Here is a 23,022-nt window from a genome sequence, read left to right as displayed (position 1 = left end):
AGGGATGGCGATGAAATCAAAATTCTTCGATCTAGGTGATGCATTGGCGAATAAAGAGCCCATGGCTTGGCTCTATTCGCGCACTCAGCAAAAGTGGATCACGGTCATTCTGGTTTTTGTTTTGCATCTATTAGGATTGTGGTCTTTGAGCCATTTTATTGAGCCTTATACTTTGGCAGCTTCACCCAAAGTGAATGCGTTGAAAGTGCATTTTGTATCTTTATCAGCTTCAGAACATGCATCACCTCAAGCAACTGCAAAAGTTGAAGTTGCCCAAGCATCAACAATATCTGCGTTAGAAAAACAAACAAGCACTCGCGCTGCTCTGACCAATACTGAAAACACAGAACAAAAAGTAATAACCAGCCAGAGTGCTGTGCATGAAGTACCCAAGCCACAAAGCAGCCATAAAGTTGCGACTTTAGCCGCGAAGTCTACAGCAGCAATAGCGGCCCAAGCTTCAGAAAATAAAGTGAAACAAGCTACCCAAGCGGATCAGTTATCACAGATGTTGACCGAAAATCCGCTTAGTCAGAAACAACAAACTGGACAGCTTCAATCCCAGTCGGGTGGTGTAAATACAGCAGCAATACAACAGGAATTGGCTCGTGCACCTGAAAGCCAAGTTGATCGTGATGAACCTGTTCAAGTTAGTCGTGTTGATGTATTGAGCTTTGGCAAGCTTGCTTACGATGATCGGGAACTTAAACAACAAAACCGTGTGGTTGAATTACGGCTACGCATCAATGAAAACGGTCAGCCCATCGAAATTCTAATCAAACAAAGTTCAGGCATTAGCAGCCTAGATCAGCGTGTTCTACAGGCTGCTTGCCAGTCCAAATTCAAACCCTACAAAGTCAACGGTCGTGCAGTGACCGTTGTTGTGGATTTCCCCGTGCAACTCAAACTTAGTCGTAGTCGTTAACCGATGAATACTATTCTTTTTTAGGAGAATGATGATGAACGCAGCAACAGAGCAAATGATTGCCAATAGCCTTTCTCAGCGTTTAAAGCAGGAAACAGCGGCAGAACATGAGCGTATGCACCAGTTAATGGCGCAAGCAGATGTATTTTCAAGCAAGGAGAAATACGCCCAATTTACCTTGTCGCAATATTATTTCCAGCAGGAAATTGAGCATCTTTTTGAACAAGACGGGGTCGCTGGACTGATTCCAGATTTGGGCATCCGTGGTCGTTCTAAACAAGCCTTCGATGATTTGCAGGATTTGGGTATTCAGCCCGCAGGTCAGGCATTACAAAGTGCAGAAGTTAAATTACCTGAAGCACTGGGGTGGATCTATGTGTCAGAAGGTTCAACTTTAGGTGCCGCATTTCTGTTTAAACAAGCGCAGAAGCAGTTAGGTTTCTCGGAAACCTTTGCAGCACGAAATCTGGCGGCTTATCCAGAAGGTCGGGCGAAAGTGTGGAAACGCTTTGTTGAAGCACTGGATGAGGCTGCTTTTGATCAGGTGCTACAGGATCGGGTTGTACAAGGTGCGCTAGATGCCTTTGGCTATTTTGGTAAAGCATTGGACCAGCTCGACGAATTGAAATAATCAATGAAAAGCAGAGGCATAACTTGGTATGGAGCGCATTCATCGTATGGATAATGATGTGAAAACAGAACTGTTGTCGCAATCACCGCAGCCAGTCAGCAAGTTAGCGCGTTCGGTTTGGTGGCGATTATTATTTATCTGTCTGGCTTGGTTATGCATCGGCTTAGGTATTCTGGGGATTTTTATTCCTGGTCTACCAACGGTTGATTTCATTCTGTTGGCAGTGTTCTTTGCAGCGAGAGGCTCTGAAAAGCTGTATCAATGGTTTCTCAACCATCGTTTGATTGGACCGATCATCCATGAGTGGCAAGAAAACCGACGTATCCCCAAAAAAGCAAAATATATCTCGACCGTAAGCATGAGCATTGCAGCTGGCATTATGATCTGGACTATTCCACATCCATGGGTGGTTTATCCTTTGATTGCCTGCATGGCAGCTGTATTGCTCTGGATGTGGATGCGAGATAAAGATTGAGAGCATTGTCAGAATAGAATATCGGCTCCTGAGCAGGTCGCATCGGCTTGCTCTTTGATCTCTCGGTATAATAAAATTATTTCAAGATTTGCTTCGGTTATAAGTTTGCTCAGATGTATAAGGCTATATTTTTTGATATTGATGATACTTTGCTGAATTTTAGCGTTGCCAATCGTTCTGCATTTATTCAATCTTTTGCTGAGTTTAATCTAGATCATGATGATTTGACCTATTCGACCTATAAAGAGATTAATCATCATTTGTGGGAGAAGCAGAAGCGAGGTCAAATTACGGTACAGGATGTGATTAATAATCGATTTAAAGAATTATTCCGAGCATTAAATGTTAAACTTAATCATGATCATTTCCGCGATACTTTTCAGGGAAATTTAGCCAAAGAGCATACCCTCGAAGCTGGTGCTGCTGAAACCATTCATTATTTAAGTCAAAAATATAAGCTCTTTGCTGCATCCAACAGCATACTGAGTCAACAAAAAGCGCGTTTAGATTTGGCAGGTTTATTGCCACATTTTTCTGATTTATATATTTCTGATGACATTGGTTTTGAAAAACCAGATCAACGTTTTTTTGAAATATGTTTGCATAGAAGCCAGATCGCCAAAGAGGAAGTCCTGTTCATTGGGGATAGTCTCGAAGCTGACATACAAGGTGCAGCCTCATGTCAGATCTCGACCTGTTGGTATAATCCCAACAATCTACCGAATAAGTTGCAATTAAATATCACCCATACCATTCAGCATTTATCTGATTTGGCTAAGATTTTATGAATCAAGCTGGCTTGTTCTTTGATCAGATCTAAAGTTAATTAAAAACAGCCAGTAACAGACTGCTGGAATCAGCGCAATAAATAAGACAAAAATATCCGCATAGACCAACCACCATCACTCAGGAAGTTGACCTGTGTGGCTCCAACCTAAAAGAATAAAAAAGGTACCGCCATAATCAATGCGCTAAGACAGATCGTGAAAAAATTTAAATACTGATAATGATTCAAGAGCAGTGAGAGTAAAAATGATAAAGGGACGGCTAAAAGACAATAAGCCAAATAAACCAGTATGTGTCCAGCAATCACAGTAAAGATTGAACTCAGTTTAAATTCACTGTTCAGTAGGATAAAAACAACGGCCATAAAGAACAGCAAAGGAACAGGTGCCAAGAATAGGGATTTTAAAGTGGTATTTTTCTTATATTTCAAATGAAATGCCTCGAGCTGTATGAATTACATATTGCATAATTTTAATGCATATTGCGTAACTATATTTGCTCTGCTAGTCTTTTTAACTGTCATAAAGATCTTTAAATCTATATTTGGAATTTTAGATAAATCAACTGGAAGAAGCAAAAAAGGGAAGATAACAATGTTAAAAGAGACCAATGTAGAGGCAGGAGCTTCAAAACAAGCAATCATAATCACATTAGTGCTCTGTTTTATTTTTGCGATTATTGAAGGATTCGATTTGCAATCTATGGGCGTTGCTGCACCGCGGATGAAAGCAGAAATGTTGTTAAATAGTGCCGAGATGGGATGGGTATTTAGTGCCGCCGTATTAGGAACATTACCTGGGGCATTGATTGCGGGACGAATTGCTGATTCGATAGGGCGTAAAAAGGTCTTTATTACTTCGATCGCCATTTTTGGCCTGATGTCCTTACTCACTCCTTTTACTAGGGACTTAAACTCCTTACTTTTAGTCCGTTTTCTGACTGGTTTAGGTATGGGTGGGGCTTTACCGATTGTTATTACCATGGTTTCTGAAGCAGTACCTGAAAAGTATAAAGCAACAGCGGTCAGTGCCATGTATTGTGGTATGCCGATCGGTGGGGTCTTAACCTCAGTGGTGGCTTTATCGCTAACCGCAGATCACGAATGGCGGCATATCTTTTATATTGGTGGGATCGCACCTCTACTTCTTGTGCCTATCCTGATTTTATTTTTACCTGAATCAAAAGCATATTTGAATAAAATTCCTCAGGTCACAATACAAAAACAAAGTGTGTTGTCGGTACTGTTTGCCAAACCACGTGTTGTGGTGACCTCTAGTCTATGGCTCAGTTTTTTTGGTACTTTGCTGGTTTTGGCTTTATTTCAAAACTGGTTACCGACTTTAATTTCTGGGCTAGGACTTAATAAACAACAAGCCAGTTATATCCAGATTGGTTTTAATTTAGGCGGTTCAATTGGTGTATTACTTTTAGGTCTGATGCTGGATCGACTCAATAAATTCTTTATTGTTGCCATTGTTTATGTTGGTATTCTGGCTTCTTTAATTGGTTTGGCTTACTCCAATAGCGCGTCGAGTTTCATCTTGTTTGCGACAAGTTGCGGAATGTTTGTAATTGGTTGCCAGTCAATTTTATATACCTTAGCAGCAAAATATTATCCAACGGAAATGCGAGGAACAGGGGTTGGTGCTGCTGTTGCTGTAGGGCGATTAGGTGCAGTTACAGGCCCATTGGTGGCAGGTTATTTATTGGGAACGGGACAAAGTGAAATTGTGGTAATTGCATCCAGTATTCCAATGATTTTATTGGCTGCAATCTCTGCATTAATTTTACTGCGAAATCCAGACCATTCAGCAACTCGAAAAGAACAACTCAGCATAGTTGGATCATAGTTCAGGCAGATCATCCTTGACGTTAACAGAGAGTTAAACTGTCAAGGAGATACTCATCAATCACATCAAAATTTCAGTTTTTTAAGCCCACGATTGATCCCGTTTTGTAGGGCGGCTTTAATAATTGGGCCAATAAAAGGAACACGTCCTTTAAAGCTAATGGTGTAATCCAATCGACTACGATTTGCGCCTAAATCACTAAACTTCATGATTCCTCGATGCGCTTTAATCGGGCTGATTCCACTGGTAATTGCATATTCAATCAATTCATTTTCTTGATAGACCAAGTTGGTTTCTACAAAAGAAGGGGCTAAAGGGATCGACATTTTACGTGCAGAACCCACGCCATTTCGTGCATCCTTACCATTACTGATACGCGTAATTTTTGCAGGTGCAAAGATTTTACTGAGGTTTTCATGTTCACTGAGCACTGCAAAGACCTTGTCTACTGGCGCATCGAATTCTTGTGTTATCTTAACTTGTTGTGTTTTTAGCATATTGGAACCCTTCCAAATAAATTGACATAGTATATTGTCAGTATTTGGATATTAGCATGCTTTTTAACTGTTCTGAATTTTACTTGGTCGGAAACTCTGATCGCATTGTAAGCCAATTATGCTTAAGGCTTGATCTTATTTTTTTCTTAAACTGACTTGGTAATCTAATATCGAATATGTGATAACAAATTGTTGTAATTCTGCTGATAGAACAGTCTTATTTATCACAAATGGTGGATGCGATTGATCAGTTTTACCAAAGCACTGTAAATAAAAAGTGATCAGTTACTTACTGGAAAAAAGACTATACCGAAGTATAGTCTTTTGAATTGAAAGAACAAAATTCAGCTTAATAAGCGAGTTTTAACAACACTCTAAAGAACATGGCAATCACCAATAAACCGAAGAATCCAGCGAGCCAAAGTACAATAAACCATTGTGTCTTAGATAGTTTCATGACATCGCCTCCTAGTGATAGCCCGTATCACCAACTCGTACTTTATCTCTGAATACCCAGTAGGACATGATGGTATAGGCGATAATGATCGGAATCAGAATCAATGCACCAACCAAAGCAAACTTTTGACTGGAATGCGGTGCAGCTGCTTCCCAAATGGTAACGGACGGCGGAATAATGTTGGGCCAGAGACTGATCACAAATCCAGTAAAGGCCAAAAACACAAGCGCCAAAGTATAGATAAACGGCTTGAAATCCTGACGTTGTTGACATGCCTTTAAAATCAGGAAGGTAAACAACAACACCAAGATCGGCACTGGGCTAAAGTACAGTAGATTTGGCAAGGCAAACCAACGTGCTGCAATTTCAGGATGGGTGAGTGGGGTATATAGACTCACCCCTGCAAAGACCGCAAACAGCAAGATGATCAGTTTAGGCATCAATCCATACATCTGATCTTGTAACTTATGATCAGTTTTCATAATTAGCCAGCCACAGCCCAAAGCGGCATACATCGCAACCACACCCAGCCCTGTAAATAGAGCGAATGGAGTCAGCCAGTCCAAGCCTGAACCAGAGAAAATACCATTGGTGGTTTGAATGCCTTGAATATAGGCACCCAGAATCACGCCTTGCAGAAAGCTGGAGAGAACTGATCCCCAAATAAAGGCTTGATCCCATAAATACTTGGTGCGATTGGCCTTGAAGCGAAATTCAAAGGCCACACCACGGAAAATCAGTGCAATTACCATCAAGATAATCGGCATATACAAGGCTGAAAGCACCGTTGAATAGACCAGTGGAAAGGCTGCGAATAGGCCAGCACCACCGAGTACCATCCAGGTTTCATTGCCATCCCACACAGGCGCGACGGTATTCATCATCACATCACGTTCTTGACTGCTTTTGATAAAAGGGAACAGAATGCCAATCCCGAGATCAAAGCCGTCCAAAATGACATAGATCAGAACACCAAGGCCGATGATTCCAACCCAAATCAGAGATAAATCAATCATGGTGTTTCTCCTTGCTTGAGTCTGGTGTATCGATATTTTCATCGACAGCACTTAAAGGCCGCATAGGCGTTTTGAAATGCCCATGACCTGCAGGTTCAAGATCAACCGCCTCAACGAATTGAGGACCTTTATGCATCAGTTTCAGCATGTAGTAGATCCCGATACCAAACACAACACAGTACACAACCACAAAAATAATCAAGGTCAGACCGACTTGTTCAGCTGAAACAGGAGAAAGGGCATCTTTGGTCCGCATTACCCCATACACCACCCAAGGTTGACGGCCCACTTCCGTGGTAAACCAACCTGCCAGTACGGCGATAAATCCGGATGGGCCCATGACTAAAGCAAAGCGATGAAACCATTTGCTTTCAAACAGCTTTCCAGTTTTTCTGAGCCAAGCACCAGTAAAGGCAAGTAACAGCATTAACATGCCTAAACCCACCATGACACGGAAACTCCAGAATACAATGGTCGAGTTTGGTCGGTCTTCAGGGGCAAAGTCTTTTAAACCTTTGACAGTCCCATCCATAGAATGGGTTAAAATCAGGCTGCCTAGGTTTGGAATTGCAACAGCATATTTGGTACGTTCTTCTTGCATATCTGGAACGCCAAATAAGTACAGCGGCATACCTTCATCATAGTTGGTCTCCCAATGACCCTCCATTGCTGCAAGTTTTGCAGGTTGATGCTCTAAAGTATTTAAGCCATGGGCATCTCCAACAAAAACTTGCAAAGGGGCTAATACAAGAATAAGCCACATTGCCATCGAGAATGAGGTCTTGACCAAGGCATCACGACGGCCTTTGAGTAAATGCCAAGCCGCTGTTGCAGCAACGAGTAGTGCCGCAACCATAAAAGCAGCAATCGCCATATGTACCAGTCGATACGGGAAAGAGGGATTGAACACAATGGCCCACCAATCGGTTGGCACAATAATCCCGTTTTCAATGGCAAAGCCTTGAGGGGTTTGCATCCAACTGTTGGAGGACAAAATCCAGAACATGGAAATACAGGTGCCGATCGCAACCATCAAGGTGGCAAAGAAATGCGCTTTGGGACTAACGCGTCCCCAACCAAACAACATGATGCCGAGGAAACCTGCTTCCAAGAAGAAGGCACTCAATACTTCATAAGTGAGTAATGGGCCTGTAACACTCCCTGCAACACGGGAAAACTCGCTCCAGTTGGTCCCAAACTGGTAACTCATGACCACGCCTGAAACAACGCCCATACCAAAAGCAACTGCAAAAATTTTGATCCAGTACTTAAACAGATCTTTATAAATCGGATCTTTGGTACGTAGCCAACGCCATTCTAAAACCGCTAAAAAGCTGGCCAATCCGATGGAGATAGCTGGGAAAATAATATGGAAAGAAACGGTAAAGGCAAATTGTATACGTGCCAGTTCGAGTGCGGTAAAACCTAAAGTCATGACCACACCTCATCTTGTAACTGATGAGCTAAAGGTATAGCTACAGATGTTCCTACCAATTTACAGGTATGATTTAAAAAACAAAACATTACTCTAATCTCTTGAAAATATAAGTTTTTCAAAACCAAAAAGTTTTGAGCTTCAAGTCAGAATGAGATTAAGAGTGGAGGTGCTCGACCTTGAGGGGTGAGAAAGAGTTGCTGAAGCTGAAAGAAAACATGGAAATAGTTTTCAATAAAGGCAAGAAACCGAACTTGAATCCTGATCAGGATGTGTCGCAGATCAATATCAGGTAGAGGTAGTACATGGCTGTATACCACACAGTATTGACACTGATGGTTGGCATCATGATGGTGGTGATGGTTCGCTCGTGTTGTTACTTCAGCTGAAAAGGAGTGCTGTTGATGTTCCATATCATGTGGTGAGATAAACACATGCTGCTGATCTGTTGTATGATGGCTATGGAATGAAGAAGAATGGTCTTGTAATAAAACTTGGGCAATAGTTTCACATACTGGAGAAACTTGATATTTCTCTGGCAGTAATGGCTGTAAGAATACAGCGATTTGTAAAAAGATTGCATAGAAGCCTAGCAACCTTCCAATCATCAACACCCGATTGATCTCTTTCTGGAAATCACTGGATAAATACTATAACAAAGAAATTTCTTTTTTAAAGGGAATAATTAACTTTTTCTTCATAATAAAAAAGGTTTTTTACCAGATGATAAAGCCAATAGCGTTTCGGGCTATCCATTGTATAAAAATGAAGTTCTGACCGCGAAGAAAAATAGATCAGCATCTATACTGATCTATTTTTTCTAAATTGGTAATGCATCTAATTACACGGGCATATCTAAATCATCAAAGCTTTCTAAAGTTTTTCCAGCATTGATATGTTTTTGATAATATTTATATCGCACTTCATCTAAAATACTGCTTGAAAGACCAACATTCCAATAGCCTGTGACTTGAACATCTTTTTTCGCAAGAGGCTTTTCTTCTACAAAGAATTGACGAATCGCTCTGGCTTCATTTCGTTCACATGCAGCCCAAACAGCAATATTGTCTGTTTCTCTAAATTGATAAGCTGCTTTAAGCAACAGCCCCATTTTTCCAGCTTGATCTTGATGTTTGCGAAGAAGTAAATGCATGTGTACTTGACTATGCTTTGGCAAGTATTCAAGGATATTCGGCTCATTGCTCTCTATAAAAATATCGGCATGGATGTCTTCTGGCCAAAATTGAAGGATAGAATAAAGCGCAGGAAGTGCGGTCTCATCAGCAAACATAACAATATGCTTTTTTGTATTAAAGTCAGGAACAAAATGAGGTCTTGGTCCAATCAATTGGGTTTTGGTTCCTACCTTAGCAGAGTGTATCCATTGCATTGCTGGACTTTCATCTTCGTGTTCAATGAGGTCAATTTCAACTTCATGTCGGTCAGGATCAAATGAGCGAATGGTATAAACACGAGTGATTAAGCTCTGCTCAGCGTCTTGAGCAACCCCGATACGAACAGCAAGATTTGGTTTTTCCCACATATCGGGTTGGAGAGTATCAATTTTACCTCGTAATCTTAGAATACTTGGAAATGGTCTAGAAATCGCGGTGATCGTCAGCTCAATTTGTTCCAAAGTCCTCATATGATCATTTTGTTTAAGCAGTTTTTTAGCATCTGAGATTGTTTCTTGTTGGGTCATTTTCAATATGCTCATCGTTATTCGTGAAATTTCACCGATTATATGCGCTAATGATAATCATTTACAAATTGGTGTTAAAATGCTCTCGAGCGTTTGCTACACCATCAACTGATTGATAGAAGGGAAACAGGGAAACGCTGAAACTTTAGTCAAAAAAGAATAGGAACCAGTGCTTTGTAAAACGACTAGTCCCATTAAAAGAAAAGATGGGTTAGAACTTATTTCGGATCCAACCGTAGGCTGCTGCAAATGGCAAAGCTGTTCTCGCTAAATAAGGAACATGCCATAAACCACCATGATTAGCATTTTCCATGATTAGCTCAAGTGGGTGTGCTAGTTGCTTTTCAGGATTTGTTGCACTGTCGGGATTATTCAGATCATGAACCCAGAGTGCAGCCATAATGGCATTGGTGGTTTCAGGACTAAAGGTTTCAACTTTAAATAAATCAGCACCCGCAAAAGCTGCTTTCAGGATTGGATTCTTAACCACAGAGTGTGTCGTGGTCGAAGGTGCGATATTGATTACAGTTTTTTGACCACGTGCACGGGTTTGGATTGCAAACCACTGTTGCATTCGTTTGGCAAGTGCATAGTTCGGACCTTGTTCAATGACCATACAATCCGAGATACCGTACTGTTGCCCATTATCTGAAGCAATCAGTTGTTCAAGATTCGGTTTAAAAAAGTTGCTCAACGAAACATTGTGAATTGATTTGGTCAGTAATTTTTCTAATACTGGGCGCTGTTGTGTTTTCTGTTGAATCGAATGAACCACAGACTTTGGAATTGCATAGATATCGGTTGGGGTCAGCATAAACATAATGCTGCTATCCGGTTTTTTCTGGCTCACTTGTTCCATAATGCTAATCATGGCAATAGAAACACGAACATGTTTTTCACCATCCAGATAGGCAATACCAGCAAGATCTAAAGGCCCTTTAAATGTTTTGAGCCAATTGGCAATTTCTGGTGTTTGAGTCAGTAAGTTTGCACCAAGCTGTTTTTCCTGATGGGCTAACGTCTGTTGTGGTGCAATTAAAGTGGCATTGCCGTGTTGAACGGTTTGAGTGATCTTTTCCCAGATTTTAGGATTTGGTAAATCAATGGCGACAATATTGGCGCGCCATTTTGCAAGCCAACTGAGCGGCCCTGCCTCTGATGCTGCACCAAAAAGCACCATCGTCCGTGTAGATAAATCAAACCATTCAGGATGAGCCTGAAGTAGACGTAACGCTTTTGCATGACTTGGTTCAATGATTTGTTGTTGTTCCCAACGATCAATTTGCGCTAATAATGCCTGTCCTTGTAGTTTTTTTCCTTCAAAAGGAATAGACCAAGGCTCAATCTCTGCAGTGCCAGTACCTTTGAGAATGTAAGTATCAAAAGGTTGCTCATCAATCTGCGTCATTGCTTGTGCTAATGTTGTTTCATGACCAGCCCGATTAAAAATAAACAGGTCTTGAGCTGCTTCAAGTCCATGTTGCGCAATCAACAGTGGGTGATGGATAGAGCTAATTCCAACTTTGACAAGTTCTTGAAAATAAAATGGATATTGCTTTCTCCAATTTTTCTCGGTTTTGAGTTGGGATGTATAGGGAGAATTAACACTGTGAAGGGCTGCATATAAAATCTGTTTTGCAGTATCTGTCGTACTCGGTGTTTTTTTACCAGATTGAATGGGGAATTGTATTCCAGCATTTTTAGACTGTAATTTATTACTCAACTTATTGCTCCAATCTATTGAATGCAAAAATTCAAAAAGCAGTGTGACTTTTTGCTTCATCCATTTAATCTTTCAGCATAAGGTGAAAAAGAAATTAAAAATAGCGAAAAGAAGGCAATTTTTAAGATTTTTTAAACAGCTGTTATTTGAGTTAAAAGGAAAATATTTATTAATAAATTTATTAAATACAATTCATTATATTAATTTTTAAGATTTTTTGATCTTGGTTAGAATAGGTAAAATATTACTTTATATAGACTTAAATCATTTAGATAGGCAGCTGGCTCTCTAGTTGAACGAGCAAGACACTGTCCTGAATGAATCATACCTTTGATCACGATGGATACATCATAGTATTGAATGGTTTTGCTATTATTAGGGCACAATAACTGAACAAAAAGGGAAATTTGAAGCGCTTATAGAATTAAGTAATAGCCGCGCTAAGCGACTATTACTTTTTAAATTACCACTTATGGCTATAAGAAACTTTCAGTGTCACACCATTTGCGACTAAGTGGCTGGTATTGTTGCTGTTTCTCATAAGTTGGCTATAGAGTGGATAGTATTGGCGGTTAAACATATTTTCGATACCGATGGTCATGGTATCTTTCTTATTTAGTGCAAAGCTACTCAGTAAGTCTGCTGTTGTATATGATTTGACATCATAGCGACCAAAACTATTTACACCATTCAAGCGATAATCTTCTGAGCCAAAATAGGTCGCTTGAATACGGTTGGTCCAAGTATCTGTAGGACTATATGAAATATAGCCTGTGACTTTTAGCGGTGGAATACGGTAACCCGTCATATCTTGTTCGGTATTGGTATTTTGTGGCGTTTCGCGGCCTTTCATCCAAGTCACACTACCGCCAGCTCCCCACACTTTGGCATCTTCAAGATAATCAAGTGTTGCTTCAACACCCGTCACTTTTTCTTTGGTTCGAGTGAGTATCAAACCATTATTAAAGGATTGCACACCACCCAGATCTGAAGTGGAGTGGAACACTGCAAGACTAGAGCTAAAGTTATTAAAATGACCATTCCAGCCTAACTCGTAGTTATCCACTTTTACAGGCTCTAAGAACGATGATGCGAGGTTAAAGCCTGCAGTAGCATTACGTATCACAATACCGACATCGGGGAGTTGGAAACCTTGATTAAAAGATGCATAGATAGAGTGTTCATCAGTTGGGGCAAAGGTGACATTGGCATTGTAGAGCCATGCATCTGCTTTTACTTTACCGCCTTTGACCGTATAAGGGTCTGTTTTACCTAATTGGGATAAAGGGACGAAACGATCAATCTTGGCATAACTGTCTTCATAACGTGTACCTATTTCTGCTGACCATTGCTCATTGAAACGATGTTTCAATTGAGCAAATCCACCGATACTTTGAGTAGTTAATTCAGGGAGATAGATCAGTTTGCCAGTTTTAACAAACTCGAGTCCACCGGATTGGTCGTAAATTTTAGGGTCAAAGGTATCTAAAGGCATTTCACTTTTTTCGCGGCTAAAATCTCCGCCCCAAACCAGTGAGGTATCACCTAAGAACTCAAGTGGCGTATTGACGGTTAAGCGGCTGCCAAGCACATTATTCTCTTGATAGACCTGATCAACTTGTCCACCGCGTGTCGCGACTTTACGCGCATCAAATGGCGCGAAGCGGGTAAAAAAGTCACGATAATAGATTTGTGCATCGACTTTATTGCCGAAAAAGTCTTTATGGGTATAGGTTAAATTGTAGATCTGATTTTCATTTTTATTCTGGTCTTTTAATTTCAGACCTTTGATTGCCTTGGCTGGTACAGTACCCGCAGGGAGCTGAGCAACGCTTGGATCAGAGGCATAGTCTGAATCCTGTTCCGCATTATAATAATTTGCTGCAAATTGTAGATACTGATTGTCATCAAGATGATAGCCAAGTTTACCACCAATACTATAGGCATCTGCATCAAACAGGTCGCCTTGACTTGGTTCAGGTGCAACCCGTCTTCCACGTGCATCGTATGGGCTGCCAATCCGTTGATAACCAAAATCGAGCGCATAGTCGAAGTTATTTAGGCTTCCAGAGAAATATTGATGAATGTCACTGCTTAAGGCATCGGAACGAAGATTCGTTAAGCCTGTTTGCAGTCCAATGACTGTTTTTGCTGTTGGCTCACCACCTGCGGCTTTGGTGGTAATTGAAATAGTTCCACCAGATGCACCACTGCCATAAATGGCATTACTGCCACGGATGACTTCGATACTGCTAATACTTTCTGGATCAATTGCCGAAAGTCCTCTTGAGGTATCTCGTGTTAAATTCATCGGAACGCCATCGACCAAGATCAAGGCATTACGACCACGTAATGTTTGTCCATAATCTGTAATTGTGCGACTCGAATCCGATAATCCTGGAACGACTTTGGCTAATACTGTCGCAATGTTGCCTGATGAGGCATTTTTTAACAGCTCGATTTGTTTTTCATCGAGCTTGGTGACTTGTTTAGCCGAAGAAGATAACTCATCTGCGCGCGAGGCAGTAACTGTAATGGTAGGAAGCACTTCTGAACTTTTTTCTGGATTTATTACTTCGGTTGTAGAGGCCGCAAAGGATGAATTTGAGAAGAAGATGAATCCACTAATCGATAAAAGGGGAATGATATTTCTTACGTCATTTTTCCTATTAAAAAACATACTATCTTTTTTCATCTTATGTCCTTTGATCTCACCCTGAGATTGCTTTTAAATTGATCTGAAGTATATTTGAGAATGATTGTTATTCACAATATGGAATTGGAATAAATTCAGCCTACGAGGACATTAATTTGATAAAGTGAAATACTTCAAAATTTAACAGCACATTCGATTTATTGTTAGTTTGGTTTATAAGCATCTATATGATGGTTTTAATGGGGTCGATGTGTGGAGCCTTTGATGATCTTGAGCAGTTGTAAATATGAAAAATCGTAGCCAGCCTTGATCATCCAATGCTATGAGGCTTCAATCATGGTATTGGCACAACTGTTTTTGGCTTGTTCGATAAAAGGCTTTAATGCCTTTGCTGATGCTTTGACTTTACAGCGATAGATCACCCCAAGCAGCGGTCGCTTACCATCATTTGATCTAGAGTAATTTTTTACATTAAAAAAAGAATAGTAGTGATATTGGCTGGAGTCTTCGTATCCATCATAAACATATTGTGTGCCGCTGAAATGCAGAAGTGAATTTTTGGTTTGGTGCATTAATTCATCGACTGCATTGATGACTTGATCTGTACATTGCTGAAGCGTCTTAGCTTCATTTTTATCTAGATTTACTAAATAGTCAGGTGCACATGGGACGATATAAGCCTCATAGATCATTCCATCTGCTTTCTTAACAGAAAAATATTGATAACGCTTATTTGCAATTGTTTTTATGCTGTTCTTTTCAATAAATTCAGTAGCAGTAATTTGAATCGATGATTGTTCATTATTTTGATCAAGTAAAAGTGTTAAATTTTTTGCCAAACAGGCAGTCGAGCTCAGAACTAAAAGTGTTGTAACCATCAGGGATGGATAAATTTGACTAGTTTTAATCATTTATATGCTCTGAATTGGATCAATTATTTCCACTGTTTATTCATGTTTAAAAGCTTGTAAAAAGTTCTGAATTGCTTAAATGAGCAGCAAGCTTAACTTTTTATATGCTGGTTTTATCCTTTGGTCAATATGTGATGCCACAGCAGATTCCGTATTTTCACTTGAATGTTGCTTCAATACGACCACCAGTGAATTTCAACCTTAATTAAAATAGATATATTGAAAAACATGCTTGTTCAATCTGAGAAAATTGTGAATACTCATGCCCGCAAAGTTTAAGCTGTATCATTCTCTTTTGGGGTTAGACAACAACTGTGAAAACGTATCCATTTTCTCGTTTACAAAAAGCATTACTGGCTGTAGGTTCATTTTCTTATCTAAGCCTCAGCTCTGGAATCGTATATGGTGAAACCGAAGGTGATACAGCCCGTCTGGCCACAATTACGGTTAAAGCACAAACAGGGGAAGAGGGCTATTATCAGCCTAAAGTCAATTTATCAGGCTTTACTCAGCAAACGCTTGCGGAAATTCCTGCATCGATTAGCACCGTGACAGCTATACGCATTGCTGACCAACATGCCAAAACCCTGACAGATGTTGTGAAAAATGATGCAGCGGTTGGCGATGGTTATGCGCCAATTGGCTATTATCCAAATGTTATGATGCGTGGTTTTGCCCTTAACTTGGGATCAAGTTATTTACTGAATGGTAATTTATTACGCGGCGAGCAGAACGTTGCACTTGAAAATAAAGAACAAGTTGAAATATTAAAAGGCATCAGTGCCATTCAAAGTGGGATGTCTACACCAGGTGGTGTGGTGAACTATGTGACCAAGCGACCAAAAGATATCCAGTCTATTACGGTTGAAGTTGATAGTCGCGGCGGTAATCGTATTGCAACGGACATTGGTGGTCTAACTGGACCAGATCAGCAATTTGGTTATCGGGTGAATGTGGCGAAAGAAGAGCTTCATCCAAATGTTGAGCATGCTAACGGTCAGCGTTTATTTGGTTCTGTAGCTTTGGATTGGAAAATCTCAGATCGTTCAAAGCTTGAATTTGATCTTGAATCACAGCGCCAACGCCAACGATCAGTGCCTGGCTATCAATTACTGGATGGTAAAACTGTGCCTACTGGCGTGGATTGGGATCGTTTATTGGGTTATCAAAGCTGGAGTACCCCAATCACCAGTGAAAGTCTTAACACGGGTTTAAAATATATTTATCAAGTGAATGACAGCTGGACTGCGAATCTGAGTGCCTCTCAAAGCCGTGTCGTGGTCGATGATTATTCTTCATTTGCTTGGGGTTGTGATAGCGAAATATGTCAAACCACAGGATTAGGGAATAGCTTTGATCAACACGGCAATTATGATATCTATGATTTCCGCAACCCAGATGATAGCTATTTAACCAATCAGTTTAAGACAGGATTAAGTGGTAAATTCAACACTGCAACTTGGCAACATACACTCAATTTAGAATTATCACACAGTTATAAACGCCATGCTCAGCACAATGCGATGAATGAGTTAATTGGAACAGGAAACATATATACCGATAGTGTGACCTTTACGCCATCTAATGCAACTTTAGGTAATCGTTATACATCATTAAGAAGCCAGCAAACAGCAATAACCTTACTCGATCATATTGATTTTAATAAAGAGTGGTCAGTTCTTGCGGGTGGGAAACTACTACATCTAAATGAAGATGCTTATGATGTAGATGGCAACAATATTCGTGATACCAATTTTAATCGTTTTTTACCGCAATTGGCGTTGATGTATCAGCCGTGGGAACATACCCATGTATATGCCTCATATGCCAAAGGTCTAAGTGATGGCGGACAAGCGCCATGGTTTGCTACAGGAAATCCAGAAAAAGGGATCGCGGGAAATGCTTTTGCAACTTTAGCGCCGGTACATTCAACACAGTATGAATTGGGGATTAAACAGCAATGGCAAGATGTACTTTTTACGGCGGCATTGTTTGATTTAAAACAGGATCATCAATATACCAACGCAGACAATTATTATGTTAGCGAAGGTCAACAGCATAATATCGGTCTGGAACTCGGTGTACAGGGACGGCTGGGGCAAAATCTTGATATAACATCAAGCTTGGCACTTACCCGTTCACGTTTAAAAGACCTAGACGTTGCTGAATACCAAGGGCATCAAACCCAGAATGTACCAACGGTTCGCTTTGCCAATTATCTATCGTATCAAGTTCCGCAAATGGATGGATTACGTTTATTGGCAGGTATGCAGTACAGCAGCAGTAAATATGCCAATAAAACGGCGACAGCCAAAGTTTCTGGCTATACCGTATTTAACCTCGGTACTGCTTATAATTTCCGTGCTTATGGTTATGACAATACACTTCGTTTTAATGTTGATAATGTGTTGAATAAAAAATACTGGCGAGATGCAGGGAGTTTCTTTGGAGATGATTATCTATTCCTTGGAGCACCGCGTACAGCGCAGTTGGCATGGACCTTTAACTTCTAATTCTTAAAAATTTCATATCTAAATAGCCACCAATAAAGGTGGCTATTTGTTCTGATCTAATACTTATCATTCAATATATATAACCTAAATGAGGCAAATGTTTCATTCAAATAAATCACATTTGAAAATGTAATTTAGATTAGATGTGATCTCTTAAAATGGTTTGTCCAGTTCGCGGATTAGTGAGCGTTACATTCTCTAAAGCACGGATAAACCATGCGTCATTTTGTTTGGTGAGTACGCAAAGAATCAGGGTATCTACCTGATGCGGTCCAGCCGGATGTGCAAGACCTGCACTTAAACGACTCCAGAAATGGATGAGGGTAACCTCATTTGAGATAGAGTTTAGCTCTATGATTTCATTTTGAAGGGTAGAGTCACGATATATCGTTGCATGGATTGGAGCGTGCATGGCAATGATTTCATCAACACCTTTTACATAGTGTCCAAAGCGGTTGACAAAACTGGCATCTTCACAAAACAATGAAGCAAAAGCAGCCATGTCATGTTCATTCCAAGCCATTTGGAATAAGTGTGGAATTTGTTCAGGCGTTGATGTTTTAGCAAGCATAGTTCTTACCTCAATCCAAGGATGAGCACACAGATAGTCATTTCTTTTAAGCTCTTTGGATTTCCCCAAGCGTATTCAAGAATACCACAGAGCAGAACATTTTTGATTTCCTTGGCATCAGCTGTACATATTTCACTACGCATTTGTGCTGCTCGAATGGCTTAAATATAGATTTCTAACCGTTGAACAAATAGTAAGTGGCGTTGATGATCGAGCGTCATTTCAAATCCGAGCACTAGATAATTTTGTAAGTAATTATTCTAATTCAATATTTTATGCCAAGTTCTATAACGTCTTATTAAACATATCAATCTGATATTTATTGCTTTTTAAACTTCATTTATGTTTTTTAATTTTTTTAAAAATATAAACTTAGCATTTAAAACTTAGGCATAATCAAGGCAACTATTGTAGAAAAGGTCAATATATATGGATCCTTCGCCTGGGAAGATCTTAAAGTACAGTTTCATGACTCCTTATTTTTGTTTAGGGAGTAAATAATGGAATTTTTATTAGATCCTGGGATTTGGGTAGGTTTGCTTACTCTGATCGTTTTAGAGATTGTTTTAGGGATTGATAATCTCGTCTTTATTGCCATTTTGGCAGATAAACTTCCTCCTTCCCAACGGGATAAGGCCAGAGTCATTGGTTTATCTCTCGCTTTGGTTATGCGTTTAGGTCTATTGTTCGCCATCTCTTGGTTAGTCACCTTAACAAAACCACTTATTTTTATTTTCGACTGGTCTTTTTCAGGTCGTGATCTGATTCTTTTATTTGGTGGCTTATTCTTACTGTATAAAGCAGTCAGTGAATTACATGAGCGAATGGAAGGTAAACCTGAAGTCAAAATTACAACCAATGTTGTTTATGCAAGCTTCACGGCAGTTGTGGCACAAATCGTTGTTCTGGACGCTGTATTCTCATTAGATTCCGTCATTACAGCAATTGGTATGGTGGATAATATCTATGTCATGATGGTCGCAATGGTCGTGGCAATGCTTGTGATGCTGCTTGCCTCGAAACCATTGACCAGCTTTGTCAATCGACATCCAACGGTGATTGTTCTTTGCTTAAGTTTCTTATTGTTAATCGGGATTAGTTTGATTGCCGAAGGTTTTGGTTTCCATATTCCTAAAGGTTATATCTACTCAGGTATTGGTGTTGCGATTGTTATTGAAGCATTCAATCAATTCACACAACGGAATAGATCAAAGCATGAATCTAAGATTCCATTACGTCATCGTACTGCAGATACGATTTTAAGGTTGATGGGTGGGAAATCAGAAACGACCACAACAAGTCATTTGCAGCATGCAGAAGCACAAGACACCTTTGTTGACCAAGAACGTTATATGATTGGAGGCGTCTTAATGCTGGCAGAACGATCTGTTGCATCGATCATGACACCACGCAGCCAAATTTCTTGGATCAATATCAATGAAACTCCAGCAAAAATACGCGAGCAAATTTTATCTGTCCCGCATAGCTTATTTCCAGTATGCCGTGGCAGCTTAGATAAGGTGTTAAGTGTCGTTCGTGCAAAAGAAATTTTGGATGTATTGGATGATGAAGCAGAATTAAAATCTCTGATCAAAGCACAGCGACCGATTTTTATTTTTGAAAAGATGAAAGTCATTGATGTCATCAATACATTACGTACATCGAAAGGTTCATTGGTTTTAGTCAATGATGAATTTGGCAATGTACAGGGCTTAATTTCCCCTTTGGATGTTTTTGAAGCAATTGCAGGTGAGTTTCCCGATGCAGATGAGCAGCTTGAATTGATCAAGGTGGGGGAAACAACGTGGAAAGCATCCGGCACCTTAGATTTGTATCAACTGAACCGTACCGGGTTTGTCGGAGACTTTTTTATTTAAGTTAGGCCACCTGACCTAACGGGTTAATCTTATCATAGTACATTGCTTCAAACTCAAAAGGCGATACATAACCCAGTGCACTGTGTACACGCTTTTTATTGAACCAATCTACCCAGTTTAGTGTCGCAAGTTGTACATCTGCTAAACCTTGCCAATCTGCTTTTAAATATTCAATCACCTCTGTTTTGTATAAGCCATTCACCGTTTCAGCCAGAGCATTATCGTATGAATCACCTGTCGTACCGACTGATGCTCGTAAATTTGCAGCATCTAAACGATTGGTATAGCGAATAGAAAGATATTGAACACCTCTATCGGAATGATGAATCACATTCTTTGGCATGCCTCGATCGTGCAATGCTTGCTCCAATGCATCGAGCACCATATCTGTATTCATCCGTGTAGATACTTTCCATCCAACAATTGCTCGTGAGAACACATCAATAATAAAGGCGGTATAGACCCAGCCTGAATGTGTTTGAATATACGTAAAGTCACTGACCCATAATTGGTCAGGTCGATCAGCACTAAAATTCCGTTTCACTAAATCATCTGCTCGTTTTTGATCATCTCGGCTACGGGTGGTTTGTTTATTCTTACCACGCCAAACACCTTGTATACCTAGCTTTTGCATCAATCGAGCAACTGTACAACGTGCAATAACATAACCCTCACGTTTCAATTTTTGCCAAACTTTACGTACACCATATCGACCTGAACTTTCTTTCCAAATACGTTTGATTTGCTCTGCATGATGTAAATCATGCAGAGCACGTTTCGCTCGATGTTCTGGGTTATCAACGAAATCTAAAGCCCGATAATAGGTCGAAGCTGCAATCGGTAAAATTCTACAAATCGCTTCAACACCATATAACGCCTTATTGTTATGGATAAAATCCACCATTATTTGTGTGGGCGGTCGAGCTCCGCCTGGGCGAAAAAAGCGGCTGCTTTACGTAGAATTTCATTGGCACGTTTTAATTCTTTAATTTCACGTTCCATTTGCTTCATTTTTTCTTGGTCAGATACCTGTTGTACTTTGGCGGGATTTTGTTGATCTAAGTATTTTTGATACCAAACACGAAGTGTTTCAGGAGTACAGCCAATTTTAGGAGCAATTGCGGAAACTGCTGCCCAATTCGATGGATAATCTTTTTCAGATTCAATTAGTAATTGAACCGCTCTTTCTCTAATTTCGGGGGTATAGTTTGGTTTTTTCATCGGAATAGTCTCTCAGAATATTGAGTCTCCGACAAACCCGGTACGGTTCAAACTCGAGTTACAGCTCGGGGTAGATTTAATTGATGATGAAACAGGATACATTACCGTGTCTGGACTTATTTTAGATAAGCGGGATGGGATCGTTGACGCTGGCACAGTTATCGATTATCAAGGCTTAAACTTTGAAGTGACCGAGATGGATGGTAATCGGATTAAAACGGTAATCATTAATTTTAACTAGTTAATTTAATAAAAGCATTAGATTAATATTAAGACTGTAGTTGAATACCAGAAGTAGCATGTGACATACATGCTGCTTTTTTCATTTCAATGCGGCCTTAATCATTTCTTTAAGTGCGCTAAAGGTGATTTTCCAATGAATACAAGTCAAGAGCCTATTATTATAATTGGCGCTGGTGTAGCAGGCCTGACAGCTGCGCGTGAACTGAAAAAGATGGGGAAAAAGGTACTGGTTTTAGAAGCCAGAGATAGATTGGGCGGTCGCATTTTTAGTCAAGAAATTAAGCACGAGTGTTATGATCTTGGTGCTTCATGGATTCATGGGATTGAAAATAATCCAATCTGGAACATTGTTCAGCATAATCAGATTCAAACTACCGTATTTAATTATGATCAGTCCATTTACTACCAAGGTAAACAGCAACCCTTTAATTCAGAAGAAAAATTAATTTTTGAAACAAGTCTGGACTATTTGTTGAATCGGTTTAAAGAAATTGATCCACATGAGCACTATCCTCATGCATTAGCAGCCTTACAACTGTGGATGAATGAAGAAGAATTTTTGCTGTATATAAACACGCAGTTTGATCTCGATGAACAAGCAGTGATAAAACTGAAAAAAATGCTGTTTGATTTTTTTAATCTATTAGCGGAAGACCCTTGTGCAAGTGATTTAGCGCATTTATCTGCTGAATTTTGGAAAAATGAAGGGTATTACCCTGGAGATGAAGTTATTTTTCCTCAAGGTTATATACAGGTAATCGAATTCTTGTCTAGAAACATTACGGTATTGACCAACAAAGTTGTTCAACAGATTGACTATACTCAAGATACAATTCAAATTTTTACTGAAAATGCCGAATGCTTCTGTGCAAGTCAGGTCATTGTTACTGTGCCATTGGGCGTGCTTAAAAAGCAGCGTCTCCAATTTTTTCCAGATTTATCTCAAGAAAAAAAGCAGGTCATTAACCATTTAGGATTTGGCACGTTTAATAAACTTTTTGTGAGTTTTGATCAAAATTTTTGGAAATCGGCACAATATGACCAAAGCAAAAACATCTATATTCATAACCAGCATGGTTGGCTCAACTTTTTAGATGTGAGTGAACTTTATCATCAGCCAACATTATTATTTTTATTCGGTGGTGCATCTGCAACTTGGCTTGAAGATACAAGTTGTGAAGAGGTTTGGCACAACATTAAAGTATCTTTAGCACTCATTTTTGATGAAATTCCTCAACCAATACAGATATTTAAGACTGAATGGGGGAAAGATCAATTTTCAGAAGGCTCTTTTAGTTATCATTCTGTTGGGCAGACGTCAGATCAGATTGAAATACTTAAGCAACCTATCCAGAACAAAGTATTTTTTGCAGGCGAACATTTGGCTTCATTTGGAGCCGGAACGGTACATGGTGCTTATCATTCTGGTCTAGAAGTAAGCGAAGCGATTCAAAAATACACCAAATAGCTTGAAGTGATAAAAAACAGCCGACCATGAATAGGCTGTTTTTATATGTATAAGCTTTATTTGTT

The 23,022-nt window shown here is 39.8% G+C and carries 17 protein-coding genes, 3 pseudogenes and 1 other annotated feature; of the genes and pseudogenes, 9 read left to right on the top strand and 11 right to left on the bottom strand.

Annotated elements, in window-relative coordinates:
• The first annotated feature begins 10 nt into the window (after window positions 1-10).
• The 4 genes from NQU59_RS13015 to NQU59_RS13000 all read left to right on the top strand — a co-directional run bounded on the left by NQU59_RS13015 (window position 11) and on the right by NQU59_RS13000 (window position 2,819).
• Window positions 11-925 (top strand): energy transducer TonB, encoded by a 915-nt coding sequence (locus NQU59_RS13015; RefSeq protein ID WP_257063729.1) that lies wholly within the window; start codon window positions 11-13, stop codon window positions 923-925.
• Window positions 926-956: 31 nt separating this feature from the next.
• Window positions 957-1,556 (top strand): biliverdin-producing heme oxygenase, encoded by a 600-nt coding sequence (locus NQU59_RS13010; RefSeq protein WP_096911078.1) that lies wholly within the window; start codon window positions 957-959, stop codon window positions 1,554-1,556.
• Window positions 1,557-1,584: 28 nt separating this feature from the next.
• Complete coding sequence (locus tag NQU59_RS13005) at window positions 1,585-2,031, top strand: YbaN family protein (RefSeq protein WP_257063726.1); 447 nt, start codon at window positions 1,585-1,587, stop codon at window positions 2,029-2,031.
• Between the two features lie 113 nt (window positions 2,032-2,144).
• Window positions 2,145-2,819, top strand: a complete 675-nt coding sequence (locus tag NQU59_RS13000; RefSeq protein WP_257063724.1) for a YjjG family noncanonical pyrimidine nucleotidase — start codon at window positions 2,145-2,147, stop codon at window positions 2,817-2,819.
• Here NQU59_RS13000 and NQU59_RS12995 read toward each other — a convergent pair.
• Window positions 2,814-3,247 (bottom strand): annotated as a pseudogene (locus tag NQU59_RS12995) (hypothetical protein). The gene NQU59_RS13000 and the pseudogene NQU59_RS12995 overlap by 6 nt on opposite strands.
• A 163-nt stretch (window positions 3,248-3,410) precedes the next feature.
• On the opposite strand from NQU59_RS12995, the gene mhpT reads away from it, so the two are divergent.
• Window positions 3,411-4,667 (top strand): 3-(3-hydroxy-phenyl)propionate transporter MhpT, encoded by a 1,257-nt coding sequence (mhpT, locus tag NQU59_RS12990; RefSeq protein ID WP_257063723.1) that lies wholly within the window; start codon window positions 3,411-3,413, stop codon window positions 4,665-4,667.
• 65 nt (window positions 4,668-4,732) lie between these two features.
• Here the strand turns inward: mhpT and NQU59_RS12985 are convergent, their stop codons facing one another.
• The 8 genes from NQU59_RS12985 to NQU59_RS12950 all read right to left on the bottom strand — a co-directional run bounded on the left by NQU59_RS12985 (window position 4,733) and on the right by NQU59_RS12950 (window position 15,064).
• Window positions 4,733-5,164, bottom strand: a complete 432-nt coding sequence (locus NQU59_RS12985) for an SRPBCC family protein (protein WP_005241590.1) — start codon at window positions 5,162-5,164, stop codon at window positions 4,733-4,735.
• 468 nt (window positions 5,165-5,632) lie between these two features.
• Window positions 5,633-6,637, bottom strand: a complete 1,005-nt coding sequence (cydB, locus tag NQU59_RS12980; RefSeq protein ID WP_257063721.1) for a cytochrome d ubiquinol oxidase subunit II — start codon at window positions 6,635-6,637, stop codon at window positions 5,633-5,635.
• Complete coding sequence (locus NQU59_RS12975) at window positions 6,630-8,072, bottom strand: cytochrome ubiquinol oxidase subunit I (RefSeq protein ID WP_257063720.1); 1,443 nt, start codon at window positions 8,070-8,072, stop codon at window positions 6,630-6,632. The genes cydB and NQU59_RS12975 overlap by 8 nt, the downstream gene beginning before the upstream one ends.
• Before the next feature lie 146 nt (window positions 8,073-8,218).
• Window positions 8,219-8,680: a DUF2946 family protein gene (locus NQU59_RS12970; RefSeq protein ID WP_005241586.1), complete on the bottom strand. Its 462-nt coding sequence runs from the start codon at window positions 8,678-8,680 to the stop codon at window positions 8,219-8,221.
• 233 nt (window positions 8,681-8,913) lie between these two features.
• A complete protein-coding gene (locus NQU59_RS12965; RefSeq protein ID WP_257063719.1) occupies window positions 8,914-9,774 on the bottom strand; it encodes a siderophore-interacting protein in 861 nt (286 codons plus the stop codon).
• A gap of 211 nt (window positions 9,775-9,985) precedes the next feature.
• Window positions 9,986-11,497: a hypothetical protein gene (locus tag NQU59_RS12960; RefSeq protein WP_257063718.1), complete on the bottom strand. Its 1,512-nt coding sequence runs from the start codon at window positions 11,495-11,497 to the stop codon at window positions 9,986-9,988.
• 463 nt (window positions 11,498-11,960) lie between these two features.
• The gene (locus NQU59_RS12955; protein WP_257063717.1) at window positions 11,961-14,192 is read right to left on the bottom strand and encodes a TonB-dependent receptor; all 2,232 of its coding nucleotides are present in this window, start codon (window positions 14,190-14,192) and stop codon (window positions 11,961-11,963) included.
• Between the two features lie 281 nt (window positions 14,193-14,473).
• Complete coding sequence (locus tag NQU59_RS12950; RefSeq protein WP_043970748.1) at window positions 14,474-15,064, bottom strand: hypothetical protein; 591 nt, start codon at window positions 15,062-15,064, stop codon at window positions 14,474-14,476.
• 314 nt (window positions 15,065-15,378) lie between these two features.
• Between NQU59_RS12950 and NQU59_RS12945 the strand changes: the two genes are divergently transcribed.
• Window positions 15,379-17,577, top strand: coding sequence for a TonB-dependent siderophore receptor (locus tag NQU59_RS12945; protein ID WP_257063716.1), 2,199 nt, complete (start codon window positions 15,379-15,381; stop codon window positions 17,575-17,577).
• A 139-nt stretch (window positions 17,578-17,716) separates the two neighbouring features.
• On the opposite strand, the gene NQU59_RS12940 is transcribed toward NQU59_RS12945, so the two are convergent.
• Window positions 17,717-18,148, bottom strand: a complete 432-nt coding sequence (locus NQU59_RS12940) for an SgcJ/EcaC family oxidoreductase (protein WP_257063715.1) — start codon at window positions 18,146-18,148, stop codon at window positions 17,717-17,719.
• 500 nt (window positions 18,149-18,648) lie between these two features.
• Here NQU59_RS12940 and NQU59_RS12935 point away from each other — a divergent pair.
• Window positions 18,649-19,989 (top strand): annotated as a pseudogene (locus tag NQU59_RS12935) (TerC family protein); the annotation flags it as partial.
• Window positions 19,990-20,026: 37 nt separating this feature from the next.
• Here NQU59_RS12935 and NQU59_RS12930 read toward each other — a convergent pair.
• A protein-coding gene (locus NQU59_RS12930) for an IS3 family transposase (protein ID WP_107114716.1) occupies window positions 20,027-21,246 on the bottom strand; the annotation gives its coding sequence in 2 pieces (ribosomal slippage) (window positions 20,027-20,970 and window positions 20,970-21,246; 1,221 coding nt in all).
• Window positions 20,855-20,971 (bottom strand) — a sequence feature (AL1L pseudoknot). (Overlaps the previous gene by 117 nt.)
• Window positions 21,247-21,292: 46 nt before the next feature.
• On the opposite strand from NQU59_RS12930, the pseudogene NQU59_RS12925 reads away from it, so the two are divergent.
• Both NQU59_RS12925 and NQU59_RS12920 read left to right on the top strand, forming a co-directional pair.
• Window positions 21,293-21,487 (top strand): annotated as a pseudogene (locus NQU59_RS12925) (transporter associated domain-containing protein); the annotation flags it as partial.
• 135 nt (window positions 21,488-21,622) lie between these two features.
• Window positions 21,623-22,957 (top strand): flavin monoamine oxidase family protein, encoded by a 1,335-nt coding sequence (locus NQU59_RS12920; protein WP_257063714.1) that lies wholly within the window; start codon window positions 21,623-21,625, stop codon window positions 22,955-22,957.
• Window positions 22,958-23,022 lie beyond the last annotated feature (65 nt).

The organism is Acinetobacter colistiniresistens, assembly GCF_024582815.1.
GTDB lineage: Bacteria > Pseudomonadota > Gammaproteobacteria > Pseudomonadales > Moraxellaceae > Acinetobacter.
Note: the sequence above shows the minus strand (reverse complement) of the source record. Positions and strands in the feature narration are given on the sequence as shown.